Source organism: Candidatus Thermoplasmatota archaeon (assembly GCA_035541015.1).
GTDB lineage: Archaea > Thermoplasmatota > SW-10-69-26 > JACQPN01 > JAIVGT01 > DATLFM01.
In genome coordinates this window covers 1-6,282 of record DATLFM010000091.1, presented here as the reverse complement: position 1 = coordinate 6,282, position 6,282 = coordinate 1, and the positions used below count along the sequence as shown (strand labels likewise).

At 69.7% G+C, this 6,282-nt stretch carries 7 protein-coding genes; 3 read left to right on the top strand and 4 right to left on the bottom strand.

Annotation, left to right across the window (positions count from 1 at the left end; all coding sequences use genetic code 11):
- Positions 1–1,646: VIT domain-containing protein (locus VM681_08195; GenBank protein HVL87965.1), on the top strand; the 1,646-nt coding region annotated here is incomplete at its 5' end.
- A 36-nt stretch (positions 1,647–1,682) separates the two neighbouring features.
- Here the strand turns inward: VM681_08195 and VM681_08190 are convergent.
- Entirely contained in the window at positions 1,683–2,840 is a 1,158-nt protein-coding gene (locus tag VM681_08190; GenBank protein ID HVL87964.1) for a cystathionine gamma-synthase, read from the bottom strand.
- On the opposite strand from VM681_08190, the gene VM681_08185 reads away from it, so the two are divergent.
- Positions 2,793–3,431, top strand: a complete 639-nt coding sequence (locus VM681_08185; GenBank protein HVL87963.1) for a DUF1761 domain-containing protein — start codon at positions 2,793–2,795, stop codon at positions 3,429–3,431. The genes VM681_08190 and VM681_08185 overlap by 48 nt on opposite strands.
- On the opposite strand, the gene VM681_08180 is transcribed toward VM681_08185, so the two are convergent.
- On the bottom strand, positions 3,428–4,099 hold the full coding sequence (locus tag VM681_08180; protein ID HVL87962.1) for a glutathione S-transferase family protein: 672 nt from the start codon (positions 4,097–4,099) through the stop codon (positions 3,428–3,430). The two genes, VM681_08185 and VM681_08180, sit on opposite strands and share 4 nt — an antisense overlap.
- A gap of 62 nt (positions 4,100–4,161) precedes the next feature.
- Between VM681_08180 and VM681_08175 the strand changes: the two genes are divergently transcribed.
- Complete coding sequence (locus tag VM681_08175) at positions 4,162–5,547, top strand: cystathionine beta-synthase (GenBank protein ID HVL87961.1); 1,386 nt, start codon at positions 4,162–4,164, stop codon at positions 5,545–5,547.
- A 15-nt stretch (positions 5,548–5,562) separates the two neighbouring features.
- Here VM681_08175 and VM681_08170 read toward each other — a convergent pair whose 3' ends face one another.
- Positions 5,563–5,811 carry a hypothetical protein gene (locus VM681_08170; protein ID HVL87960.1) on the bottom strand — a complete coding sequence of 83 codons (249 nt, stop codon included), beginning with the start codon at positions 5,809–5,811 and terminating at the stop codon, positions 5,563–5,565.
- A gap of 63 nt (positions 5,812–5,874) precedes the next feature.
- Positions 5,875–6,282, bottom strand: a 408-nt coding sequence (locus VM681_08165; GenBank protein HVL87959.1) for a hypothetical protein, incomplete at its 5' end; no start/stop codon positions are given.

Sequence of the window (6,282 nt, the reverse complement as noted above, 5' to 3'; positions counted from 1 at the left end):
CCCCCGTGGGCCCGCCCGCGACGTGCCTGGGCGAGCGCGTGCTCGCGTGCCTTCCCGAGCCCCTTGCGCCCTGCGTGCCCCACGCCCTCGAATGCTCCCCGTTCTCGATCTGCACGAGCGGGGGCCGCGGACGCTTCACGTACAACGTGTGCCGCGAAAGCGCGGACCTCTCCGAGTGCGCCGTCGAAACGAGCCATTGCCACGGCTTTGGGGAGCCCTGCGAGGCCGCGCACGGCAGGCCCATCGTCACGCTCGACTTCTGCTGGCTTCGCGCCGAGCAGGTGTGGGACCCCGCCCGCGGCGATTGGCGCACCGAGACCTGGTTCGTGTACGTGATCGTGCGCGCGCACGTCCGCGACGACGTGGCCGTCGTCCAGGTGCTCGCCCAGATCCGCAACCGCGGCCCCGATCCCGAGTTCCCCTTCGTCGTCGACCTTCCCGAGGGCGCCCACGTCACGGGCCTCACGCTCTTGCGCGACGGGATGCTGCACGTCGCGCGCATCGCCGACCGCGCCGCCGCGCGCTCGGAGTACGACGCGTGGAAGGCCATCGAGGAGACCGGCGGGCTCGTGGAGAAGACGCCCGGCGGACGCCGGTTCTCCTACCTCGTGAACGTCGCCGAGTTCACCGACGTGGATGCCGTCCTCACCTACGAGATGCGGCTTTCCGACGCGAGCGGAGCGCGCAGGCTCGACCTTGCCGCGCCCGTCTCGGGCTTTGGCATGGACCTTGGCGCGCGCATCGAGGTCCACGTCGAGGACGGCGCCGGCAACCTCGCCGCCGTCGCCTCGCCCGCCGACGCGCTCGTGCGCGGGAACGGCAAGGGCGTTCGCGTCGACTATGCCGTCGGGCCGCGTCCGAACCAGGAGAGCACGCGTCTTTCCGTCGGATGGCAGGCGCCCTCCACACCGCCCGAAGGGCATCTTCTCTCCTGCGTCTCCGGAAGCGAGCGCGTCTTTGTCCACCGCGTCGTCGGGCACGACGCGCCGCGCCTGGCGTACCTGAGCCCCGTCTCGCCCGTGGGCCTCGCGGGCTCACGGAGCGAGGCGTCGGCGAGCGGAACCGTGCCCGCGCACAAGGCCGAGCTTCGCGGCGTCGCCACGATCGGCGGCGGGTCCGTGGCCTTCGCCTTCCGCCTCTCGGACGAGCCCTGCGACGCGCGCCTGGCCCGCGCGGTTGCGCTCGACCGCATCCAGGCCCTGGAGGCGCGCGTCGCGCAGGAGGGCGAGCTTGCCCACCTCGTCGAGGAGATCCGCGCGCTTGCGCTTGCGCACGGCGTGGTCACGGACTACACGAGCTTCGTCGTCATCCTGCCCAACCGCAACTCGATGTGGCGCTCCGACCCGGTGCCGGTGCGGGGCATTGCCGCGGCGGACGTGGATTTCGGCCTCGTCGTCGCGGAGGATCTTGCGGTCCTCGAGAGCGGCAAGGCGCGTTCGTCTGCGATGCTCGGCTTCGCGCAGCGACGGGACCTGCGAGCGCCGGCGATCGCCGTCGACGAGTTCCAGCGCTCGGCGGCTCCGGGGTCGGACGCCGCCGCCCGCGCGAGCACCGCCGGGGTGGAATCGGCCGCTCCCGCGACGGGCTTCGAGGTCCTGCTCGTGCTCGGACTTGCCGGAGCCGTCGTGTGGACGCGGCGCCGCTGATTTCCTGCGCAATTGCGCAGTAACGCGCGGCAGCGCCTACCCAAGCGCCTGCCGCAGGTCCGCGAGGATGTCCTCGACGTCCTCCACGCCCACCGAAACCCGCAGCAACCCTTCCGTGACGCCCGCGCGCTCGCGAAGCTCCCGCGGCATCGACGCGTGCGTCATGGACGCGGGGTGGCAAACGAGCGTCTCGACGGCGCCCAGGCTCTCGGCAAACGTGCACAGCCGCAGCTTCGCCACGAAGCGCTCGGCCGCCGCGCGGTCGGCAAGCTCGAAGCTCACCATGCCGCCAAAGCCGCGCATCTGCGACTTGGCGACGGCGTGGCCCGGATGCGAGGGAAGGCCGGGGTAGTGCACGCGGCGGACGCCGGGCGCGGAGAGAAGGAACTCGGCCACGCGCTGCGCGTTTCGATTGTGGGCGTCCATGCGCAGCGCCAGCGTCTTCAGGCCACGCAGCAGGAGGAAGCAGTCGAAGGGAGAGGGCACCGCGCCGACGGCGTTCTGCAGGAACTGCAGGCGCTCGGCGTGGCGGGCCTCGCGCAGGACGACGCAGCCGCCGACGACGTCGCTGTGGCCCCCGAGGTATTTTGTCGCGCTGTGGACGACAAGGTCGACGCCCAGCGCAAGCGGCTGCTGGAGGTAGGGCGTGGCAAACGTGTTGTCGACGGCCACGGAAAGTCCGCGCTCGCGCGCCAGGCGCACGACCGCGGTGACGTCCACGATCTTCAGGTTGGGGTTCGTGGGCGTCTCGAGCCACACGAGCTTCGTGGAGGCTTCGACGGCCGCCTCCACGTTCTTTGCGTTCGACGTGTCGACGAACGTCGCGCGGATGCCGGCGTCGGACAGCACGCGGGTGAGGAGGCGGTAGGTTCCTCCGTAGACGTTCTCCTCGCACACGACGTGGTCGCCCGACTTGAGCAGCAGGCGCAGGGCGGCGTCCGTGGCGGACATGCCGCTTGCAAACGCGAACGCGCGCGCGCCGCCTTCGAGCGAGGCGAGGTTCGCTTCGAGCGCGGCGCGCGTGGGGTTGCCCGTGCGCGCGTATTCGAAGCCGCGCGGCCGGCCGATGCCGTCTTGCGCGAAGGTCGTGGAGGGTGAGATGGCGGGAACGACCTCGCCGGTGCGGGGGTCGGGCTCCTGGCCGGCATGGATGGCTCGCGTGCGGAAGCCGGGGGCAGGCGGCGGCTCGGGCATCGCCCCCCAAACGGCGGTTCCCGTTATAGCAGCCTCGCCCGGAGCCTCCGGCACCGGAGGGGGCCCAAAAAGTCCGGAATTCCGTGCATCAGACGATTTCGCAAGGTTGAAGCTTCCGCCCCGCGGTTTGCGGCCTCGGGAAGGATAGGGACCATGGCGCCGCCGGTAGAGATCAATTACTTGGGTGTTGTCGTTGCCACCGTGGCAGCCATGATCGTGGGAGCGATCTGGTACGCGCCGCCGGTGCTCGGCCGCAAGTGGATGCAGCTTGTCGGCAAGACCGAGGAGGAGGCGCGCGCGGCCGGCATGGCCAAGCCGATGGCCGTGGCGATCTTCTCGTCGCTTGTCATGGCCGTCGTCATGTCGTTCATCGTGGACTACGCCGAGGCGACCAAGTTCTCCGAGGGCGCGCTCGTGGGCGTCCTCGTGTGGGTCGGCTTCGTCGCGACGACGCTTGTGACAAACGCGGTCTTCGAGGGGCGCTCGAACGAGCTTGCGATCATCAACGGCGCGCACTACCTCGTCGTGATCGTCCTGGTCGGCGGCATCCTCGCCTTCTTCACCGGCACGGGCTTCTCGATGCCCCGCTAGAGCCGGTCGACGCGCTCGTGCCAGGTGCGCAGCGGCGCGAACTCGCGCGGAATCTCGTTCCCGCTGAAGCCCAGGGGATGCAGCGCCCCGTAGAGCGCAAAGTCCGCGAGGCTCGGCTTGTCGCCCAGGAAATAGGCGTTGTCGGCAAGCACGCCCTGCATGAGGCCGCAGACCTCCTTCACGCCCGCCAAGAACTCGCCCTTGCGTGCGGCCATCGCCTCGAGCGGCCCGCGCTTGCGCTCCTGGAGCTCGACGAACACCCACCGCGCCTGCGGGTCCGCGATGCGTTCGGGAACGTCGGCCACGACGTAGCGCCACACGAGCTCCTCCACCACGTTGTGGGCCCAGTGCTCGATCACGCGGCAGCGCGCGCGAACGTGCGCCGGACCCGCGCCCGGATACAGCGTCGGCTCGGGCCTCTCGCGCTGCGCCCAGTCGGCGATCTCCGGCCAGAGGACCGGTTTGCCCTCGGTGGTCACGACGGCCGGGACGTAGTCCTGCCCCGTCTCGCGGATGACCTGCTGGTGGTTCCCGTAGGGGACGTCCACGAGTTCGAAGGGGATGCGCTTGAACTGCAGGATCTTGCGCGCCTTCTCGCAGTAGTGGGACGGTCCGAGGTGGAACAGGCGGGCGACGGATCGGGGAGCGGATCGCGCGGGAGCGGCCATGGGGATCGCGCCGGAATCGCCCGCGAGGGGCTTTAAGCCTCGGTCCGTCCTTTCCGCCGACGATGCGATACGCGCAAAGCGTGCTCGACCTCATCGGCGACACGCCCCTTGTCAAGCTCAACCGGGTCGTCCCGCAGGACGGGCCCCTCGTCCTCGCGAAGCTCGAGATGCGCAATCCGGGGGGCTCCGTGAAGGACCGGATCGGCATCGCCATGCTCGAGGCCGCCGAAAAGGAGGGCACGCTGCGGCCGGGCGGCACGATCGTGGAGGGCACAAGCGGCAACACCGGCGTGGGACTTGCCATCGCCGCCGCGATCCGGGGCTACAAGGCCATCTTCACGATGCCCGACAAGATGAGCGCGGAGAAGATCCGCCTGCTTCGGGCCTACGGCGCCGAAGTCGTCGTGACGCCGACGGCCGTCCCGCCCGAGCACCCCATGAGCTACTACAGCGTCGCCCGGCGCATCCAGCGCGAGACGCCCAACTGCTTCTATCCCAATCAGTACGAGAACCAGGCCAACCCGCTTGCCCACTACCGGACCACCGGCCCCGAGATCTGGCAGCAGACCGAGGGGAGGATCGACGTTCTCGTGGCCGGCGTGGGCACCGGCGGCACCATCTCCGGCGCCGCGAAGTTCCTCAAGGAGAAGAACCCGCGCGTCAGGGTCGTCGGCGTCGACCCGGAGGGCTCGATCCTCGCCGAGTACAAGCGCACGGGCAAGGTCGGCACCACGCTCAAGACGTACAAGGTCGAGGGCATCGGCGAGGACATCGTTCCGAAGTCGCTGTGGCCCGAGCACATCGACGAGATCGTCACGGTGAACGACCGCGAGAGCCTCCAGATGGCGCGCCGCATCGCCCGCGAGGAGGGCATCCTCGCCGGCGGAAGCACGGGCTCGGCCGTCGCGGGCCTGCTGAAGTGGCTGCGCGCGAATCCGAAGGGGCCGGAGACGACGATCGTCGTCCTGTTCCCGGACACGGGCGAGCGCTACCTCTCGAAGATCTACGACGACAACTGGATGCGCGAGAACCGGCTGCTCGAGGACGACGTCTCGCTCGAGGCGCTCCTTCGGGCCAAGGCCGGCGACGCGCCGCGCGAGCTTTTGTCCATTCGACCCGAGGACACGGTCGCCTCGGCCATCGAGACGATGAACCACAAGGGGGTCTCGCAGATCCCGGTTCTCGACGACCGCGGCCGCAACGTCGGAAGCCTCGTCGATCACCGCCTGCTGAACAAGATCCTCGAGAACCGCATGGTGCTCGACTACCCGGTCGCAAAGCACATGGACCCGCCGTTCCCGGAGATCGACGCCGACGCGGGCTTGCCCGCGGCGACCGAGCTTCTGAAGACGCACGCGGCCGTGCTCGTGCGGCGCGGGGGCAAGCTCGCGGGAATCCTCACGAAGTTCGATCTGGCGGAGTTCCTGCTCGGGACCCACGGAAAGTGACGGCCGATCTATGCCCTACCGCGGAGCCTCGTTCGTGGCGGGCGTCGCGTCGGCCTCGCGGGAAAGCGCCCGCATGCGGTCGCGCGAGAGGAACACGAGCGCGCCGAAGATGACAAGCGCAAGCGGCCAGAGGCTTCCGATGCTCAGGCGATACCCGGTGTAGTTCTCGACGATCCACCCGGTGCCCATGATCATGAAGAAGACGCCCCAGAGCATCCGCGCGCGCTCGCTTGCAAACAGGTCCTGCACGATTCCGCCGCTCATCACGATCGCCGATCTTGCATCGTCGGCGCGGGATCAAGACGGCTTTGGATGGATCGTTTGAGCCTACGGGCCTGCGATTTCCTCCAGGCCCCAGCGAACGTGGAACGATTCTGGCGCCCCGGGTCCCACGGTGACGACAAGCGTGCCCACGTACCGGGGACCCTGGCCGGGGAAGTCCGGCAGAACGGCAAAGGGCGCGCTCTCAACGGCGCCTGCGGCGAGGTCGACCTCCGCGACGACGACGCCCGTGGCCGCCTCGGCCACGAGGAATCTGAACTCCGTGACGCCCGGAGGCGGCGCGGAGCCGGCGAAGCGGGCGACGTGCGGCTGCCCGTCGGCGCTTCGAAGGAGAAACAGGTCGCCGAACCGGACCGTTCCGCGCGCAAGCAGGTGCACCTCCGCGTCGAAACCGTCGGCGTGCGGCTCAAACGACCGGACCCAATCCCAGTCGGAGTCGGGGCCCGCCAGCAC

What these genes read in the sequence shown, in the direction of transcription:
- VM681_08185 (HVL87963.1), top strand. Translation starts at nt 2,793, where the DNA reads ATGGATGGCTCGCGTGCGGAAGCCGGGGGCAGGCGGCGGCTCGGGCAT.
- VM681_08190 (HVL87964.1), bottom strand. Translation starts at nt 2,840, where the DNA reads ATGCCCGAGCCGCCGCCTGCCCCCGGCTTCCGCACGCGAGCCATCCAT.
- VM681_08180 (HVL87962.1), bottom strand. Translation starts at nt 4,099, where the DNA reads ATGGCCGCTCCCGCGCGATCCGCTCCCCGATCCGTCGCCCGCCTGTTC.
- VM681_08175 (HVL87961.1), top strand. Translation starts at nt 4,162, where the DNA reads ATGCGATACGCGCAAAGCGTGCTCGACCTCATCGGCGACACGCCCCTT.
- VM681_08170 (HVL87960.1), bottom strand. Translation starts at nt 5,811, where the DNA reads ATGAGCGGCGGAATCGTGCAGGACCTGTTTGCAAGCGAGCGCGCGCGG.